At 62.6% G+C, this 17,135-nt stretch carries 19 protein-coding genes; 3 read left to right on the plus strand and 16 right to left on the minus strand.

Features of this window, described 5'->3' with window-relative positions; all coding sequences use genetic code 11:
• Positions 1–50: 50 nt before the first annotated feature.
• Positions 51–527, minus strand: a complete 477-nt coding sequence (gene ybaK / locus LXM96_RS10640; RefSeq protein ID WP_239998444.1) for a Cys-tRNA(Pro) deacylase — start codon at positions 525–527, stop codon at positions 51–53.
• A 7-nt stretch (positions 528–534) separates the two neighbouring features.
• Positions 535–882: an ArsC family reductase gene (locus tag LXM96_RS10645; RefSeq protein ID WP_239998445.1), complete on the minus strand. Its 348-nt coding sequence runs from the start codon at positions 880–882 to the stop codon at positions 535–537.
• Positions 883–1,050: 168 nt separating this feature from the next.
• Between LXM96_RS10645 and LXM96_RS10650 the strand changes: the two genes are divergently transcribed.
• The 3 genes from LXM96_RS10650 to LXM96_RS10660 all read left to right on the plus strand — a co-directional run bounded on the left by LXM96_RS10650 (position 1,051) and on the right by LXM96_RS10660 (position 3,375).
• The gene (locus LXM96_RS10650; RefSeq protein ID WP_239998446.1) at positions 1,051–1,215 is read left to right on the plus strand and encodes a hypothetical protein; all 165 of its coding nucleotides are present in this window, start codon (positions 1,051–1,053) and stop codon (positions 1,213–1,215) included.
• An 83-nt stretch (positions 1,216–1,298) separates the two neighbouring features.
• Positions 1,299–2,741, plus strand: coding sequence for a methyl-accepting chemotaxis protein (locus LXM96_RS10655; protein WP_317208214.1), 1,443 nt, complete (start codon positions 1,299–1,301; stop codon positions 2,739–2,741).
• Positions 2,742–2,817: 76 nt separating this feature from the next.
• Positions 2,818–3,375, plus strand: a complete 558-nt coding sequence (locus tag LXM96_RS10660) for a methylated-DNA--[protein]-cysteine S-methyltransferase (protein WP_239998447.1) — start codon at positions 2,818–2,820, stop codon at positions 3,373–3,375.
• A 6-nt stretch (positions 3,376–3,381) separates the two neighbouring features.
• On the opposite strand, the gene LXM96_RS10665 is transcribed toward LXM96_RS10660, so the two are convergent.
• The 14 genes from LXM96_RS10665 to LXM96_RS10730 all read right to left on the minus strand — a co-directional run bounded on the left by LXM96_RS10665 (position 3,382) and on the right by LXM96_RS10730 (position 17,009).
• A complete protein-coding gene (locus tag LXM96_RS10665) occupies positions 3,382–3,687 on the minus strand; it encodes a hypothetical protein (protein WP_239998448.1) in 306 nt (101 codons plus the stop codon).
• 18 nt (positions 3,688–3,705) lie between these two features.
• Positions 3,706–5,283, minus strand: coding sequence for a glutamine-hydrolyzing GMP synthase (guaA, locus tag LXM96_RS10670; RefSeq protein WP_239998449.1), 1,578 nt, complete (start codon positions 5,281–5,283; stop codon positions 3,706–3,708).
• Between the two features lie 40 nt (positions 5,284–5,323).
• Entirely contained in the window at positions 5,324–5,962 is a 639-nt protein-coding gene (locus LXM96_RS10675; protein WP_239998450.1) for a 5'-methylthioadenosine/S-adenosylhomocysteine nucleosidase, read from the minus strand.
• The gene (locus LXM96_RS10680) at positions 5,959–6,402 is read right to left on the minus strand and encodes a PaaI family thioesterase (RefSeq protein ID WP_239998451.1); all 444 of its coding nucleotides are present in this window, start codon (positions 6,400–6,402) and stop codon (positions 5,959–5,961) included. Before LXM96_RS10680 ends, LXM96_RS10675 begins: the two co-directional genes overlap by 4 nt.
• Before the next feature lie 67 nt (positions 6,403–6,469).
• Complete coding sequence (locus LXM96_RS10685) at positions 6,470–6,922, minus strand: TspO/MBR family protein (protein ID WP_239998452.1); 453 nt, start codon at positions 6,920–6,922, stop codon at positions 6,470–6,472.
• A gap of 40 nt (positions 6,923–6,962) precedes the next feature.
• Positions 6,963–8,048: a DUF1513 domain-containing protein gene (locus LXM96_RS10690; protein ID WP_239998453.1), complete on the minus strand. Its 1,086-nt coding sequence runs from the start codon at positions 8,046–8,048 to the stop codon at positions 6,963–6,965.
• A gap of 2 nt (positions 8,049–8,050) precedes the next feature.
• Positions 8,051–9,157 carry an imelysin family protein gene (locus LXM96_RS10695; protein WP_239998454.1) on the minus strand — a complete coding sequence of 369 codons (1,107 nt, stop codon included), beginning with the start codon at positions 9,155–9,157 and terminating at the stop codon, positions 8,051–8,053.
• Positions 9,157–10,626, minus strand: a complete 1,470-nt coding sequence (locus LXM96_RS10700) for a di-heme oxidoreductase family protein (RefSeq protein ID WP_239998578.1) — start codon at positions 10,624–10,626, stop codon at positions 9,157–9,159. Before LXM96_RS10700 ends, LXM96_RS10695 begins: the two co-directional genes overlap by 1 nt.
• Before the next feature lie 107 nt (positions 10,627–10,733).
• Positions 10,734–12,008 (minus strand): imelysin family protein, encoded by a 1,275-nt coding sequence (locus tag LXM96_RS10705; RefSeq protein ID WP_239998455.1) that lies wholly within the window; start codon positions 12,006–12,008, stop codon positions 10,734–10,736.
• Positions 12,009–12,133: 125 nt separating this feature from the next.
• Positions 12,134–13,426, minus strand: a complete 1,293-nt coding sequence (locus LXM96_RS10710; RefSeq protein WP_239998456.1) for an RsmB/NOP family class I SAM-dependent RNA methyltransferase — start codon at positions 13,424–13,426, stop codon at positions 12,134–12,136.
• Between the two features lie 80 nt (positions 13,427–13,506).
• Complete coding sequence (locus LXM96_RS10715) at positions 13,507–13,857, minus strand: septal ring lytic transglycosylase RlpA family protein (protein ID WP_394801940.1); 351 nt, start codon at positions 13,855–13,857, stop codon at positions 13,507–13,509.
• 410 nt (positions 13,858–14,267) lie between these two features.
• Entirely contained in the window at positions 14,268–15,161 is an 894-nt protein-coding gene (locus LXM96_RS10720) for an SDR family oxidoreductase (protein ID WP_239998579.1), read from the minus strand.
• Positions 15,161–16,336 (minus strand): tRNA epoxyqueuosine(34) reductase QueG, encoded by a 1,176-nt coding sequence (gene queG, locus LXM96_RS10725; RefSeq protein ID WP_239998458.1) that lies wholly within the window; start codon positions 16,334–16,336, stop codon positions 15,161–15,163. The genes LXM96_RS10720 and queG overlap by 1 nt, the downstream gene beginning before the upstream one ends.
• On the minus strand, positions 16,317–17,009 hold the full coding sequence (locus LXM96_RS10730; protein ID WP_239998459.1) for a glutathione S-transferase family protein: 693 nt from the start codon (positions 17,007–17,009) through the stop codon (positions 16,317–16,319). The genes queG and LXM96_RS10730 overlap by 20 nt, the downstream gene beginning before the upstream one ends.
• Between the last annotated feature and the right edge of the window lie 126 nt (positions 17,010–17,135).

The following is a 17,135-nucleotide window of genomic DNA, read 5'->3' on the forward strand; positions in this document are numbered from 1 at the left end:
TGTTTGCTGAATGTGCAAAGGAGATAAGGCGTCACCTGAAGGGTTTGAAGTCAGTCTGCCACAAGAGATGCCGTAACAGCATTTAGCGTTGCCTGCGCATCCCGCGGCGACAGCCTGACCTGCAGGCCGCGCTGGCCGCCGTTGATGTAGACATGCGTCTCGCCGAGCACAGTTTCCTCGATGGCTGTCGGCACCGTCTTGCGCTGGCCGAACGGGCTGATGCCGCCGACATGGTAGCCGGTAATGCGCTCTGCGTCCGCCGGCTTCATCATCTGAGCAGATTTTCCCGAAAAGGCCGCGGCCAGCTTCTTCATGCTGACCTCCCGGTCGGACGGCACGACCACGCAGACGGGCTTGCCGTCCACTTCTGCCATCAATGTCTTGAGAACGCGGTGCGGCGCTTCGCCAATCGCCTCCGCGGCCTGAATGCCGATCCGGTCGGCGGACGGGTCATAGTCGTAGGTCACGGTCGTGAAGGCGATCCTTACCTTCGTCAGTATTTGTGTCGCCCGCGTCGTCTTGCTCATTGCGCGCTCACGCAAAATGCGATGCGTAGAGCTCTGGCTTGAAGCCAAGAAGGATCTTGCCCTCGGCCTCCAGCACCGGGCGCTTGATCATCGAAGGCTGATCCAGCATCAACGTAATTGCCTTCTCGCGATTGAGATCTGCCTTCAGGCCGTCGTCCAGTTTGCGGAAGGTCGTGCCGGCGCGGTTGATCACGGTTTCCCATCCCGCTGCATCGCACCAACGCTCCAATTGGGTGCGATCGACACCCACGGCCTTGTAGTCGTGAAAGCTGTAACCGATGCCGCGCTCGTCGAGCCAGTTCCTCGCCTTCTTCATCGTGTCGCAGTTCTTGATGCCGTAGATCGTCGTGGCCATGCGATGTCCTCCGCAATAGGCCGAACCGATACCAAGGCTGACGCCGGGTCCGCAAGCATTGACATGGATCAGATTGGGTCATGCGCTTTTGGCATGGCTTGGCTGCGTCCTTGGCCGTTGTGAGGATCCAGGTGCGGGCCCACATTGGGCTTAACCAAGGAGCACATCATGTCGATCCCCCGTACGCGTCTTTCCACTGGCTTCATCGGTCGCGCCTTCGCAGTGTTCGGTGCTGCGGTAAACGCGTCTAGCGCCGTTGAAAACGGCCGCAGGCCTGCGAGGCGTGATCTTGCCACCCTCGGCATCGATCCGAAGGCGTTCGACCAGATCTGATCGGAACCGCCTAAGTTTTGCGCAGCGACACGTTTTGTTAACCCTGTCATCGCATCATCTCCAGATAGTGGGGAGGTGGTGCGGTGGCTGCGATTGCTCAGAGTCTCGAAGATGATGTGCTGCCGGAGGTTCCGGTGGCTGATCCACAGGCGCTTCAGGCGTCCGTCGGAAAGCTTGCCCTCGAAGCCTCCGATCTTGGCCTCCACCTCGTGGACATTGCCGGCACCATCCAAGACACCGCCGCTCAGTCTTCAGAACATGCGGCCCTGCTTTCCCGCCTCACCCAGGCTGCCGAAGCCATTGCGGACGCAAATGCAGAGGTTGCCCGTTCGCTCGGCGAAACCGACAAACTGGCTGCCAGTGCCCGGCAGGTTCTCGGCGAACAGTCGCAGCAACTGAACGGCTCCGTCGCCGCCATCGATCACATGGTAACGGCTTCCCAGGAAATCGGCGAAGAGACCAAGTCGTTCTCCACCGCGCTCGCTGATGTCGGCCGCCTCGCCGATGCGATTGGGACAATTGCGCGCCAGACCAATCTTCTCGCGCTCAATGCCGCGATCGAAGCGGCACGTGCTGGCGATGCAGGCAAAGGTTTTGCCGTGGTCGCGGCGGAAGTGCGTGCTCTGTCGCTGCAGACGTCGCAAACCACCAGTTCGATCCAGACAACCCTCGAGACGCTTGCAGGCCGCGTTGACCGATTGGTCGCCGCCGGCGAGGGTGCTCGTGTCTCCGCCGAAGGGGTGAAAAGTACGGCCAAAGACGTCCAGGGCTCCTTCAAGGATGTTGAGGACGTGATGTCGCAGATCCTCGACAGCGCTTCCTCGCTGGCGTCGACGACTGAAGTGGTCGATCGCCAATGTAGCGAGTTTGCGGGATCGATCGCTACGGCGGCAACGGCGATCTTGAAGTCGAACGAAAAGCTGCAGGACACCTCTGTCCGCGTGGGAGAGGTGGTTGCGATTTCCGAACGCATCATCCAGGCGACCGCGAGCGCGGGTACCGAAACCCCGGATACGCCCTACATCCGTGCGGCCATGGCGGTTGCCGCCGAGGTCTCTTCTGCGTTCGAAGCCGGGCTCAGGTCGGGACGCATCGACATGAACGCCCTGTTCGACCGGCAGTATCAGCCAATCAAGGGCAGCGATCCGGTGCAGTACATGACCCGCTTCACCGAATTCATGGACACCGTCTTGCCCGCCATCCAGGAGAAGGCTGCGTCGAGCGACGAGCGGATCGCTTTCTGCGCCGCCGTTGACGAGAACGGTTACCTGCCCACCCACAATCGCAAGTTCTCGCAGCCCCGGCGCCCCGGCGATGTGGACTGGAATACCGCAAACTGCCGCAACCGCCGCATCTTCAATGACCGGGTCGGGTTGTCGGCCGGGCGCAACACCGAGCCCTTCCTGCTGCAGACCTATCGGCGTGACATGGGTGGCGGACAATTCGTGCTGATGAAGGACATCTCCGCCCCGATCACCGTCAACGGCCGCCACTGGGGCGGGTTGAGACTGGCGATCCGCGTCTAGGATCTTCAGCCTGCAAGAAGCGGGTTGAAAATGGCTACAGATGGAACGATTCTCCCGAAGAACGGAGGATCACCGCATGACAGTGCACCGCTATCATGTATTCGAGACGCCGGCCGGCTTCTGCGCGATTGCCTGGAGCAACGGGGGCGTCAGCCGGTTCCAGCTCCCGACGAAAAGTGCCGAGGCAACGGAGCGCCTCATGTTGCGCCGCCTGCCTCAGGCGTCCTCCGGCAGCCCGGCGCCCGAAGTCAGCAGGGTCATCGGGGCCGTGTGCCGATACTTCGGCGGCATCCCGATTGAGTTCTCCGATCTGGCCCTGGATATCGCCGACCAGGACGCGTTCTTCCGCGGGATCTATTCGGCACTTCGCCGGGTGGGCTGGGGCAAGACCACGACCTACGGCGATCTGGCGAAGGAGCTTGGCGCAGGTCCGGAAGCGGCGCGACGGGTCGGCCAGGCGATGGCCAACAATCCGGTGCCGCTAATCATCCCCTGCCACCGCGTCTTGGCTGCCGGCGGCAAGTTTGGCGGCTTCTCGGCCTCCGGCGGCTTGGAGACCAAGATGCGCATGCTGGAACTGGAGGGTGTTCGGCTTGGTCCCACCGATCCGGCGCAGCAGGCCTTTGCGTTCTAGCGGGTGCTAGAGACGGGTAATCGGAAGCGCGCGGATAACGATCACATCCTGATTGAAGCGCGCTTCCAAATCCTTCCGCATGTTTGCCCACCTTTGGTGGTCGATCTCGTTCACCATGACCTCAGCCGTGACAATGGCATCTCGCTCCACCCCGGCATCGCTCAGCCAAAGGCCTTCGGCCGGAGCGCTGCGGTGAAAGGTCATCCCGCCGAATGTGCGGGTCAGTTCTTCACGAACGGACGCGAAAAGCTCGGGTGCAAAGGGTGAGCCGGAGGCGTCGGTGGTCGGCAGCAGGATCTGAACAAGATGCATGATGCCGCCGCTTACCCTTTATTCCCACTCGATCGTGCCCGGGGGCTTCGACGTCACATCATAGACGACGCGGTTGATGCCGCGCACCTCGTTGATGATGCGGGTGGCGGTGCGGCCGAGGAAGTTCATATCGTAGGGGTAGAAGTCCGCTGTCATGCCGTCGACCGAGGTGACCGCGCGCAGCGCGCAGACGAAATCGTAGGTGCGGTAGTCTCCCATGACACCGACGGTCTGCACCGGCAGGAGCACGGCAAAGGCTTGCCAGATGGTGTCGTAGAGGCCGGCCTTGCGGATTTCGTCGAGATAGATGGCATCGGCCTTGCGCAGGATGTCGAGCTTTTCGCGGGTCACTGCGCCGGGGCAACGGATCGCGAGGCCTGGGCCAGGGAAGGGGTGGCGGCCGATGAAGCTTTCCGGCAGGCCGAGTTCGCGGCCGAGCGCACGCACCTCGTCCTTGAAGAGCTCCCGCAGCGGTTCGACCAGCTGCATGTTCATGCGCTCGGGCAGGCCGCCGACATTGTGATGGCTCTTGATGGTGACGGAAGGACCGCCGGAGAAGGAGACGCTTTCGATGACGTCAGGATAGAGCGTACCCTGCGCGAGGAATTTCGGCGCACCCTTGCCGTCTTCGGCGATCTTTGTGGCTTCGGCATCGAAGACCTCGATGAACAGGCGGCCGATCGTCTTGCGCTTGATCTCGGGGTCGGTGACGCCGGCCAGTTCGGTGAGGAACAGGTCCGATGCGTCCACGTGGACGAGCGGGATATTGTAGTTGTCGCGGAACATCCCGACGACCTGCTCACTCTCGCCCTGGCGCATTAGGCCGTGGTCGACATAGATGCAGGTCAGCTGGTCGCCGATCGCCTCGTGGATCAGCACGGCCGCGACGGAGGAGTCGACGCCGCCCGACAGGCCGCAGATGACGCGCTCGGGGCCGACCTGCTCCTTGATCTTGCGGATCATCTCCGCGCGATAGGCGGCCATCGTCCAGTCTGACTTCAGGCCGACGATCTTGTGCACGAAGTTGGAAAGCAGCTTGGCGCCATCCGGCGTGTGGACCACTTCCGGATGGAACATGGTGGTGTAGTAGCGGCGGCTCTCGTCTGCGGCGATGGCAAAGGGTGCGTTCTCCGATGTCGCAATGACTTCGAAGCCCTCGGGAAGTTTGGTGACCCGGTCGCCGTGGCTCATCCAGACCGGATAGCGTCCGCCGACGTCCCAGAAGCCGTCGAACAGCGGGCTTGCCGCCTTCACTTCCAGGTCGGCACGGCCGAATTCCGCCGCGTGGCCGCCCTCGACCACGCCGCCAAGCTGGGTGCAGAGCGTCTGCTGGCCGTAGCAGATCCCGAGGATCGGCACGCCGGAGTCGAAGACCGCTTGCGGCGCCCGCGGGCTGCCTTCAGCCGTGACGGATGCCGGACCGCCGGAAAAGATCACGCCCTTCGGCTGCATCTTCTCAAACGCGCCGGCGGCGTTCTGGAACGGGTGGATCTCGCAATAGACACCGGCTTCGCGGATGCGGCGCGCGATCAGCTGCGTCACCTGGCTGCCGAAATCGATGATGAGGATGCTGTCGGGATGGGCTATCTGGGTCATATCGAGCCTTTAGTGAAAACTCGGGCCTTGTGCAACTGCGTCAAAGGGCCAATTCCCCGCTTTCCAGCGCAGTGAGAAGCTCATCGACGCAATGCGCGAGCTTCTGGTCGATGACGTGCAGGTATTCCGTCCAGCTGCCGACATGCTTCAGCTCTTCCTTGCCGTCGGAGATGCCGCGCAGTCCGATGAGCGGTAGGCGGAACAACTGGCAGCTGCGGAGCACGGCGAAGGTTTCCATGTCCACCATGTCTGCCTCGATCAGATCGTAAGCGGCGCCGGAGACGATGTTGGCGCCGGTCGACAGCGAGGCCGCCGGTACCTCCGGGATACGATGGCGCAGGGTGATGACCGCCGGGTGATCGAGGAACGGCGTGCGGCCCTTTTCGAAACCGAGCGGCGAGGCGTCCATGTCCCGGTAGGCGACGGACGATACCTGATAGACCTCCGTCTGCTCAAGGCTGCGCGAGCCGGCGGATCCGAGAGAGACGACAAGATCCGGCAGCGACGCGTCCGCTTCCAGTCTCGTCAGCGCATACGTGAGGACGACGGCTGCTTCGACTGGGCCGACGCCCGTCATCAGGGGAACGATCCGCCGGCGCAGGTGCGCGCCATATTCGGCATCGACAGCCATGACGAAGAGGATCGATCTGCCACCTGCCTGCTTCAGTTCGAATGTCATCCGACGATGTCCTCCCGACCTCGGATGACCATCATCGTACTGGTCATCGAAGCGATCAGCTTGGCTGGGCCGTCCGAGATGGCATAGGCGCGCCCATCGGCGACGATGATGGTGGAGCCAGGCTTGGTGATCTCGCCGCGAAAAAGGAAGCGCTCGCCGCGTCCGGGCGACATCAGGTTGACCTTGAATTCTATCGTCAGAAGCGAGACGTCAGGATTGACCTTGGCATAGGCGGCATAGGTGCAGGCGGTTTCCGAGGCTGCCGAGATAATGCCGGCATGGAGAAGCCCGTGCTGCTGCGTCAGCTTCGGATCGAACGGTACCTCGATCTCCACCATGGCCGGCTCGATGCGGGTGAGCTCAGCCCCGATCATCGCCATCGTGCCCTGCCGGCCGAAGCTTTGCCGGATCCGCTCACCAAAGTCGCTGTCATCAGTCATCTCGGTACCCGTGTTCGCGGGTGCGAAACTGGCACGTGTGCCGCCCTTCGGCAACTGCCTGCGGCGGTCAGTTCAGCAAGACGATCGACAGGTTGAGTAGCGTGGCGAAGCCGACCCAGGCGAGATAGGGCAGAAACAGCCATGCGCTGACACGGTCCGGGCTCCAACTCATCCTGATGAAGAGGATGATCGCGACAAGCAGCGGCACGATGACGATGAGGCCGAGGATGGAGCTCTCGGCGCCGAAGAAGGCGGGAGACCAGAGGAAGTTGAGAGCCATCTGTGCAAACCAGACCTGCATGCGGCCCGAGGCTGGAGCGGCAAGCCAGGTTTTGGCCCCGGCAATGGCAATCAGCACGTAGAGTGTCGTCCAGACTGGGCCGAAGAGCCAAGGCGGCGGCTGGAAGAACGGTTTCTCCAGTGTCTGGTACCACTCGCCCGGCATGTTGCTGATGCCGCTTAGCGCCCCGAATCCGACGACGAGGACGATGAAGAGGATATAGGTGAGAGTGCGTTTCATGTCGTTCAATCTAGCGCAGGCGCGCCCACCTTCCAGCCTGCTATGCCAGGCGGATGATGTGCTGGTCCCAAGCGACGTCGCTCAGGGTGTCGTTGAAGCGTCCCCGGTAGGAGGAGACGGCGATGCCTTCCGCAGCCGGAGCCACCCCGGCGGCATCCGTGATCCGCTCCTCGCGCAGGACCTCTCCGGTCCTGGCATCGAGCGTCACGGCTGAGCCGCCCTTGGGAGAGGTGAGGCCGACGATCCCTTCGCGGCGGTTGACGGCGATCGCGCCGACATAGTTTGCCAGCCCCTCCGTCACCCGCTCCGGCAAGGTCACGAGCGAGATATCATCGCCGCGCCTCAGATAACCGACCAGCGGCGGAGAGGCATTCCGCGCGCCTTCCCATTGGCCCGCAAACCACACCTGCTCATCGTCGCCGACGGCAAGGTGCCGGGTGGAAAGCTGCCGCAACGTTGAAGGCAGAGTGTGCTTCTGGATCAGGCGCCCATCTCTGGCATCGAGAAGCACAAGCGACGGCTCCATGCGGTCGGTGTTAAGCTTGGTGCGGCCGAAGTCCGGATGGGTCTCGATGCCGCCATTGGCAACGACGAGCATCGCTCCGTCGTCGGAGACGGTCATGTCGTGCGTGCCGATCCCATGCGCGTCGAACTCGCCGATCCGGGTGAAGCGGTCGCTGGCATGGTAGAGGCCGATCATGCCGCGATTGCCCTCGAAGTCGTTTTCGCTGGCATAGAGAAAGCGACCTTCTGGCGAAAAGGCGCCATGGCCGTAGAAGTGCCGGCCTTCCGGTGCCGCGATCATAATGGGTTCAGCGGTTCGGTCGGCACGGAAGATCATCGCAAACGTACCGGGGCGACGGGCAAAGGCGACGACATGGCCGGAGGAGGGACAAAGCGCCATGCCATGGGCGCGGGCGGGTAGGGCGACCCGGTCGACGATCTCGCCGCGCTCGGAGACGGTCGCGATGCCGAACGAGCCATCTGCGCCGCGAAAGCCGGACGCATAGACGGCATCCGTCTGCTCGAGAGCCCGCAGTGATTGCGGCGAGAGTGCCGCCGCAAAGGTGATGCCGGCGGCCTTCATGAAGCTGCGGCGGTCGATCAATCCGCTCCGCCAGGTCATGATCAGTCTCCGTCGGAAAAGGAGAAGCCGGAGGTTAGCCCAATCGCGCCTCCGTAGTGGTCGTTGAGCCGGGTGATCAGGTCACGCCCGTTGAGGAGCAGGAAGTCGAGCTTCTGGCGCTGCCCTTCGTCAGCTACCGCCGCCTCGATGTCACTGTCCAACTCTGCGCTGACGCGCAGCATAGACTTCAACACGAAGTCGGCGGACGCCACGATGGAGCTCTGGTCCTCCGGCAAGAGCGTGACCATGTCTGACACGTGAAGAAGATCCCGCAGGCCCTGCAGGTTGCCTTCCACCATTGTCCAGGTGTTTCCCGAGCGCCAGAAGATCGCCTGCTTTGGAAAGGCAACACTGTCTTCGCCCTTGTAGAAGGTCTCGATCTGCTGGTCGCGCACCATCTCGGCGCCATGGACGAGGATGCCGAGCAGCGCCGTCAGTGCTTCCTGTTGAGTGCGAAACAGCGGGTTGTCCGGTCCAGGCTCCTTCCAGTCCTGCTGGATGCCTTCCGGGTCTTCCCACAGCCGCTCCAGTTCCGCAGCGACCTGCTCGATATTGTGGGCAACGGCGCGACCATAGTGGCAGCGGAAGGTGGCAGGCGCCTCGGCCATTTCTTCCGAGCCGGTTCCCGCGAGGACGAACTCCAAGGCACCGAAGCCCTGGATTGCGACGCTCTTTCCGGACAGCCCGCCGGGTGCAGTCACGCTTTCGTCCGGCTTCGCCAGCAGTCCTTGCACCTGCTTCAGCCCGGTGCTCTTGCGGTCGGGATAGAACAGGATCCGTTCGAAGCGGTTTTCTTCGATTGCCGGTCCGGTGCGGACGATCTCGATCTTCGCCCAGGCCTTGGCCGCCGCCGCGAAGGCTTCTCGTGCTTCCGCAAGTGCCGCGTCGGACGGTTTTTCGCAGAGGGCATCCATCTCCTGCGCCAGGGCGCCGGCGCTTGCGTGGACATCCCGGTAGCCAGGCCGGATGAAGTCGTCGACGGCCTTGACGATCACGCTGTGGATCTCGGCATCCTCCGGCGTTTCCGGCAGCAGCGTCTCTTCCTGCGCATAGGCTGTAGCGGATGTCAGGATGGCGGCAAGGCTCGCACTGATCAGGATTTTCAGCATTACAGCGACTCCAGGAATGCGATGAGGGCGGTGCGGTCGTCCCGATCGAGCGAGGCGAAGGCGTCGCGCGCCGCCTGAGCCTCGCCCCCGTGCCAGAGGATGGCTTCGGTGAGATTGCGGGCGCGGCCGTCGTGCAGGAAGAAGGTGTGCTCGTTGACGGTTTCGGTGAGGCCGATGCCCCAGAGCGGCTGCGTTCGCCATTCCCGGCCGTCCGCCACGCCAACCCGCTGGCCATCCGCCAGTCCTTCGCCCATGTCGTGCAGCAGGAAATCGGAATAGGGCCAGATCAGCTGGAAGGCATGCGCTTTGTTTTCCGCATCGCGACGCGTGACGAATTTCGGCGTGTGGCAGGAGACGCAGCCCGACTGGTAGAATAGCTCCTTGCCCTTCAGCACCTTGACGTCGCCGGGATCGCGGCGGGCAGGCACCGCAAGGTTCTCCGAATAGAAGGTTACGAGTTCGAGCACCGGGTCGGGCGCTTCCGTTTCGCCGAGGCGCTCCTGCACGCCTGTCGGGCGGTCGAGGCAGCCCTGCTGGCTGCTCGTGCAGTCGCCCTGGTCGAAGGGTGCATCCGGATTGGATATGCCCATGTCGCCGACGAAGGCCGATGCCGACTGGTCGCGGACGGTGGCATTTTCAGCCTTGTAGCCGAAGCGCCCGAGTTTCAGTTCTCGGGTGCGGTGATCCCGCACGAGCGAAGCCTTGCCGGAGATCCCATCGCCGTCGGCATCGTGGGGATCGGCCTTCGCCAGGATGTCCGCTTCATGGATTGCCTGGATCATGCCCATGCCGATCATCGGGGGAGCTACCCGCGGCGACAGCGTGACGTCCGGCTCCAGCGCACCATAGTTCAAGCCTTCGACGGAATAGGTCGGCTTGCGCAGCGACACGATTTCACCGTCGCCGAGGGTGACCGGCACCTCTTTATAGGCGATCTTCATCGTGCCTTCCGACGCGAGGCCCGGAACGGCCAGTTCCTGGAGCTGCTTGCCATAGGTAACGTCGGGGAAGTTCAGCGCCTCGTGGCGGGCGAGAATCTCCTGCTCCTTCGCATCCCGCGCATCGCGTGCCAGCCGCAGGAACATGGAGGTGTTGTCAGCCATGCCTTCGGGCGGATGGCCGCGCCCGTCCTTCAGGTGGCAGCTCTGGCAGGCGCGGGCATTGAACAGTGGGCCGAGCCCGTCAGAGGCCTGTGTCGAGGAGGGCGACGAGACCCAAAGCTTGCGGAACAGCGCATTGCCGAGCTTGAAGGTCTCTTCTTCCGCGAAGGTGATGTTGGCGGAGAAATGCGAGAAGGCGTCCCCGTTGACGATCGCCTTCGAGGTTGCCGCCCCGCCCTGCATCGTCTCGAAATTTTCGGCCTTGGAGAAGTCCTGCGTCGGTCGCGTGACACCGAGGACCCGCTTCTTGTCCTTCGGCGAAAGGTCAGTCCGTTCGGTAGGGAAGTTCGGGCTCTCGCCGATCGCCATCAGCGGAGTCAGAAGGAGAGCGCCCGAAAGAATCGGCAGGAAAAAGATGGTGTGCTTGGGCGCTCTCATGGATGTCGAGCCGCAGTGGTCTGCGGCTCCCTCGGGTCTTATTGGAATACGGCGTCAGGATTATCGAGGCTATCGGAACCTTCAAGCTCGATTGCGCCTAGATCCAGCGACGCAATGACGCGCTCAAAGGAGCGGGTCTGATCGATGAGGCCGTCAATGGCAGCCTGGACGGCGGCATTACCTTCCGCATTGCCTTCGCCGATCATCTGATCATAGGCCTCGCCGCCTTCGGCACGCTCTGCCATGGCGTTCATGGCGGAAAGCGTTGCGTCCAGCTTGCCCTTCACTTCCTTGTCGAGTGCCGCATCCTTTTCTGCAACCAGATCGGAAACCGAAGCACCCGTCATCTTCGTGCCGTCGACGCGGGTGTACTCGCCCGTATAGGCCGACTGGATGCCGATCGCGTCGTTGAGATGCGAGGCATGCGTGTTGTCGGAGAAGCAGTCGTGTTCTTCCTCCGGATCGTGCAGGAGAAGGCCGAGCTTCATGCGCTCGCCAGCGAGCTCCCCGTAGGAAAGGGAACCCATCCCGGTCAGAATGGCGCGAACACCTGCCTGCGGATCGGACGTGACGGCCTTCGCCGCATCGCCTTCCGGCGCCCAGGCGGCAACCATCTCTTCGAGATCCGAGACCAGCAGTTCGGAGGCAGCCTTCAGATAGGCGGCGCGGCGGTCGCAATTGCCGTTGGTGCAATTGGATGTGTCAAAGTCTGTATAGGCGCGGTTGCCGGCGCCTGCGTCCGTGCCGTTCAGGTCTTGCCCCCAGAGAAGGAACTCGATCGCGTGGTAGCCGGTCGCGACATTGGCTTCGATCTCGCCTGCCTCGTGCAGACTGCGCAGCAGGTCGGGGTTGATGTTGCTGGCGTCGATTTCTTCGCCGTTCACGCTGAGCTTCGGGTTGGCGATCACATTGGCGACGTAGAGCGCATTGCTGTCGCTTTCGGTGCCGTAAGAGGCGTCGACATAGTCGATCAGACCTTCATCGAGCGGCCACGCATTCACCCGGCCTTCCCATTCGTCAACGATGGGGTTGCCGAAGCGATAGACTTCCGTCTGTTGATAGGGAACGCGCGCGGCGATCCACGCTTCCCGCGCGGCCTTAAGTGTTTCTTCGCTCGGACTCTTGATCAGCGCATCGATCGCCGCATCCAGAGCCTTGGCCGTGGTCAGCGCGTCTTCATACTTGGCATGTGCCAGTTCGGCGTAATGCTCGACAACGGCGGCCGGCTCGGCTGCTGCGGCAGCGGTCACGGGGAAAGCCACGGAAGCGGCCAGAAGCGCGAATGTTGCGCCAAAAAGTGTCTTGCGGATCATTGTCCCTCCTTCGGCAGCCTCATCCCTCGGCTGCGCAGCCCCTGAATGACCCATGTAAAAACTTGTGTCAAATCTTCTAGTTTAGAAAAGTTTGAAACGACCACACGGAATTGAAGATCGTCAATTCACTGAGGCGCCTTCCGCAGGCGGCAGAAGAAGAAGCCGTCCGTGCCGGTGCTGGCAGGGGTCAGGGTCACGGAGCGGTCGTCGCGCGTAACGGGGCGAGAAGCGCCCTCTCCGAACAGGCTTTTCCAGGTCTCCAAGACAGGCTCCGGCGTAAACTGCGGGTTTTCGCTGCAGAAGCGCTCCATCTGACGGTCGTTCTCCTCAGGCAGGACCGAGCAGGTGATGTAGACGAGGCTGCCACCGGGCTTGACGAAGGCGGCGGCTTCCGCCAGCGCCTCCTGCTGCTGGGCGACCCGCTCGTCGAGGTTCTTCTGGGTCAGCCGCCACTTCGTGTCGGGACGCCTGCGCCAGGTGCCGGTCCCGGTGCAGGGAGCGTCCACCAGCACCACGTCCAGCTTCTCCTTGAGCCCACCCAATTGCCGCACATCGTCATGCACCTGAACGTTTCGCGTGCCCGCACGGCGAAGGCGCTCGATGATCGGTGCCAGCCGCTTCCGGTCCGCGTCATAGGCGTGTACCTGGCCCTTGTTGTTCATCGCCGCGGCCATGGCGAGCGTCTTGCCGCCGCCGCCGGCGCAGAAATCCAGCACCTGGTCATGCTCCTGCGGATGGGCGAGGTCGGCAACAATCTGCGAGCCTTCGTCCTGGACCTCGAACCAGCCCTTCTGGAAGGAAAGTTCGGCGGTGACATTGGGAAGCCGCGATGGGCCTTCACCGGCGGGGATACGCACACCATGCCGCGCAATCGGCGCCGGCGCGGCTCCGGATCGCTCCAGCGCCTTCACGACCTTGTCCCGCGACGCCTTCAGCGTGTTGGCCCGCAGGTCGAGGGTTGGGCGTTCTGCTAGCGCCTTGGCTTCGGTGAGCCAATCGTCGCCGAACGCGTCCTCGAAAGACGGCTGGATCCAGTCCGGAATATCGCCCTGCACGTGAAGCGGCGCATCTTCGAGGCGTCTCGAGGAGAACGCCGCCAGGTTCTCCGCCGACAGCGGCGGCGGCGCGAAGCGATCGCCCTCGAGTTCGGCAGCGAGTGCGTCGGGCGAAAATCCCCACTGCCGGAGGAACACGGCATAGGCGAGCGCTGCTGCGCTGTCGTCATCCATCAGCCAGGCGTGCGAAAGGCGCATGCGAAGTGCATCGTAGACGATGTTGCCGATGGCGGCGCGATCGCCGGAGCCGGCAAAACGATGGGCCAGGCCCCAGTCCTTCAAAGCATCTGCGACGGGACGCTTGCGCTCCTCGATGTCGGTCAGAACATCAATGGCTCCGCTCAGCCGTCCGCCCAGTCGCATGTCACTCTCCGTCTCGGTTGAACCCGTTCGAGCGGGTCCTAACGGGGATATTGCTCAAGAGCAAGCGATGCTTGGGCGGCTCAGCCGTCCTTCAGGCCCCGGCCTGCAACCTTCTGGTTCCCGGAGTCGACGATCTGATAGCAGACCTGGGCGGTGCCGGAGCGGACCATGCCGATGTTCTGCGCGGCAGCCTTGGACACATCAATGATACGGCCCTTGATGAAAGGTCCCCGATCGTTGATGCGCACGACGACGCTCTTGCCATTCCGCTTGTTGGTAACCTTCACCTTCGTGCCAAACGGCAGCGAACGGTGCGCAGCGGTGAGCTTCGCCGGGTTCATGCGTTCGCCCGAGGCGGTCTTGGAGGTCAGCGCATACCAGGAGGCATGACCGCAACCGGGAGCGGCCTGAGCCGATGTGGAGCCGAGCATGGCGAAAGCAGCGAGTGCGGCTGCGGCGAGAGTGGTGCGTCGAAAGGTTTTCAAATCCGTCGTCCCCGTTCAGTGGTGCTGCACGTGGCGTGCGGGACGGGTTAAGCAGGTCGAAAATTGGCAAAAAAGTGCGCCAGCTAGTAACGGAATGTTACATAATGTAACATTCGTGATTGCATAACGTGCTATGGGAATGTCGACGTCGGGCGCACAATTGAGAAAAATTGATTGGTTTCAGTCAGAAAGCGGAAACAGGCTTCCACCGCTCATCCCCTAGGCAATCAATCACGAAACTGGTGAAAATAATTTTGTTGCAAAACGAAATTTATGCATTCCGCACGCCAAATTTTGGCGCCTTTGTGGCAAAGAAGAAGATGAAGATAGAGGGAATGCTGCCGAGGATGGATTTTTCATCCGCTGGCGAGGCCGTTCAGCCGGCGCCACTCGCCGGTGGTCCAGAGCTGCTGCAGCGACATCCGGTATTCAGGAAAGCGAAAGGCGAAGCCCAGGTTGCGGATCTTGCGGTTGGAGACCTTCTTGTTGGCGCTGTAGAAGGAGCGCGCCATCGGCGTCATGTTCGCCGTCTCGAACAATTGCTCCGGCGGCGGCTCCACACCCATTAGCCGCGCTGCCTCGGCAATGACGTCCTGAGGGGGCGCCGGCTCGTCGTCGGTGATGTTGAAGACCCCAGAAAGGTGGCCCTGCGCCAGAAACAGCGTCGCCGCCGCAATGTCTTCCACACGAATCCGATTGAAGACCTGATCCTTTTTCACGATGCGCTTGGCCGTGCCCTTATCCAGGTTGACGAAGGCGTTGCGGCCGGGGCCATAGATGCCGGCAAGCCGCAGGATCGCAACCGGCACGCCCATGGCCTCTCCCTGCGATAGCCATGCCTTCTCAGCGTCTACTCTTTCCTGCGACCGCCCGAGGGAAGGATGGCATTCGCCCTCCTCATCCACCCAGTCGCCGCCCTGGTCGCCGTAGACGCCGACGGTCGACAGGTAGCCGATCCACTGAAGCCTTGGGCAGAGTTGACGGAGGGCTCCGTCTGACAGGCCCAGCAGTGGATCGCCATCGGGGCTGGGCGGGATTGATTGGACCAGATGGGTCACCTGAGCCAGCGCCGTCGGGAGTTCGTCGGTGATCGTCGCCCCGTCGAAGACAAAGGCTGCGATGCCCTCATCTGCAAGCGCGGTCGCGTTGTCGAGGGTCCGCGTGGTGCCGGCGACACCCGCACCCATTCCACGCGCGGATCGGGCGATTGCGGTGCCCGAATAGCCGCATCCGAAAATCATCATCTGCATCATGCCACTCCCGCCAGACGCCATTCCTCCAGAACCTCCGGATCATCCTCTTCGCGGGAGGTTGCTGCGAAGCGCTCGAAATCCTCCGGCCGCATCAGCCGCTTTAGTGCCCAGACCACCATCCCTCGCACCGTCGGTGACGGGTCGCGGGACAGCGTCAGGCACGGCTCGATCAACGTGGCATCCGCGGAATTGCCCGCGGCAATCAGGACATTCCGCACGAAGCGGTCACGCCCGACGCGTTTGACAGGCGAGCCGCTGAAGAAGGTTCTGAATGCGGCGTCGTCGAGTGAGAGCAGGAAGGAGAGTGTCGGCTCCTTTAGATCCTCGCGCGCCTTGAGTTTCATCTCCGAGGCGCTGACGGCGAACTTATTCCAAGGACAGGCGGCGAGACAGTCGTCGCAACCATAGATGCGGTTGCCGATCAGCGGGCGGAGGTCGGGATCGATCGGACCCTTGTGTTCGATGGTCAGGTAGGAAATGCAGCGCCGCGCATCCAGCCGGTACGGTGCCGGAAAGGCATCGGTCGGGCAGGCCTCGAGACAGGCCCGGCAGGAGCCGCAGTGGTCTATTTCTGGTTCGTCCATCACGAGATCGGCGGTGGTGAACAGACTTCCGAGAAAAAGCCAGGAGCCGTGGGTCCGGCTCAAAAGATTGGTATGCTTGCCTTGCCAGCCAAGCCCCGCCGCCTCGGCGAGGGGCTTCTCCATAACCGGCGCAGTATCCACGAACACCTTGACGTCCTCGCCGGCCCGTGCGGCAAAGCGGGTGGCGATCTCCTTCAGGCGTCCCTTGATGACGTCGTGGTAGTCACGGTTGCGGGCATAGACGGAAATGGCGCCGTGGCTCGGCTTTGCCTGCAGCGCCCGCGGATCTTCGTCCGGGCCATAGTTCAGGCCGAACATAATAACCGAACGCACCTCGGGCCACAGGGCGCGCGGCGCGGCGCGGCGCTCGCGCGTCTCCTCCATCCAGCCCATGGTGCCGTGGTGACCATCGGCGATATAGGTGGCGAGACGGCCAGACGCCTCAGGGATGCTATCGGCATGGGTGATGCGGCAGAGATCGAAGCCCTGCGCCGCCGCTTCCGCCTTGATGAAGCCGGTCAGCTTCTCCTGCCGCCGGCCGTCAGTCGCTACACGCTCCGCTGTAGGGTTAGAAATCGAGATCCGCATAGTGAGACACCGGGGTAAGCCCCCGGACCCGTTCGGCCAGAAGCGGCCGGAAAGAGGGGCGCGACTTCAGTCGCTGATACCAGTCCTTGGCAACTGGCGTTTCAGCCCAATCGATTTCCCCAAGATAGTCAAGAACTGAAACGGAGGCCGCCGCGGCGAGGTCCGCGTAGCTTAGCCGGTCGCTCGCCATCCAGGGACGCGAGCCGGCGAGCCAGGCAAGATATTTCATGTGCTGGCGGATGTTGGCGCGCGCCGTGCGAAGTGCCTTGGAGTCAGGCGCACCTCCGCCTTGCGCCGCCGTCATCTGCAGCTTGAAAACCCGCTCTCGCACCAGCGGCCTCGTCACGTCGTTTTCCATCTTCAAGAGGAACCATTCCGTCAGCCGCCGTATCTCTGCCCGTTGAAAGGGGTCTTCGGCGAACAGGCGTCGGTCGCGCTTCAGTACGCCGTGGGTTTCATCCAGAAACTCCATCAGAACGTTTGGCCCGCAGAGCGCTCGCATATTGTCGTCGACGTAGACCGGCAATGCAGCGGACGGGTTGAGCACCAGGAACTCCCTCCGCTTCTCCCACGGCTGTTCTTCCACCAGATCCGTCTGAAAGCCATATTCCGAAAGAATAAGACGGACGAATCGCGAACTAGACGACATAGGGTGATGGTAGAGCGTGGGCATCGAAACGTGAGCTTTACGAAATGGGTATAGGGAGTAACGCCGGCTGCGCTAAGGCCCGACTGCAATACCGCAGCTATATGGGTTTGGTAAGAGGCATGGCAAGCAAAGGCGACATGGCCGGTTCCG

The sequence above is a fragment of the Rhizobium halophilum genome (assembly GCF_021648825.1).
In the GTDB taxonomy this organism is placed as follows: domain Bacteria; phylum Pseudomonadota; class Alphaproteobacteria; order Rhizobiales; family Rhizobiaceae; genus Neorhizobium; species Neorhizobium halophilum.